This is a genomic window from Pseudomonas sp. 2995-3, from assembly GCF_002742565.1.
GTDB lineage: Bacteria > Pseudomonadota > Gammaproteobacteria > Pseudomonadales > Pseudomonadaceae > Aquipseudomonas > Aquipseudomonas edaphica.
This window is the reverse complement of record NZ_LJSB01000283.1, coordinates 1-345: the sequence shown is the minus strand read 5'-3', so window position 1 is coordinate 345 and position 345 is coordinate 1. Positions and strand designations below refer to the sequence as shown.

Below are 345 nucleotides of genomic sequence, written 5' to 3'. Positions count from 1 at the left end.
TCCTAATATCACTGGACATTGATAGAATTCCCCTCGTTTAATCGCTACGTCTCTTGCATGGTACCTAGGTGCCTCCTCCTGCTTATAACTAGTCTCATGTTCTTCATCTATGATGATCATCCCTAAATTTTCAAAAGGAGCAAAGATAGCTGAGCGTGCCCCTACTGCTACCTTTACCTCCTTCTCCCTAATTCTGCGCCACTCATCATATTTTTCTCCTTTAGATAAAGCACTGTGTAATACTGCAACAGCAGAACCGAATCTTTCTTTAAACCTCGTTACCATTTGTGGCGTTAAAGATATTTCAGGAACTAAGACAATCGCTTCCTTCCCAAGGGATAAGGT

The 345-nt window shown here is 41.7% G+C and carries 1 protein-coding gene; it reads right to left on the bottom strand.

Going from position 1 to position 345, the window contains the following annotated elements; genetic code table 11:
- The coding region (locus tag AOA62_RS25760; RefSeq protein WP_143521922.1) for a DEAD/DEAH box helicase at window positions 1–345 on the bottom strand (345 nt) is incomplete at both ends.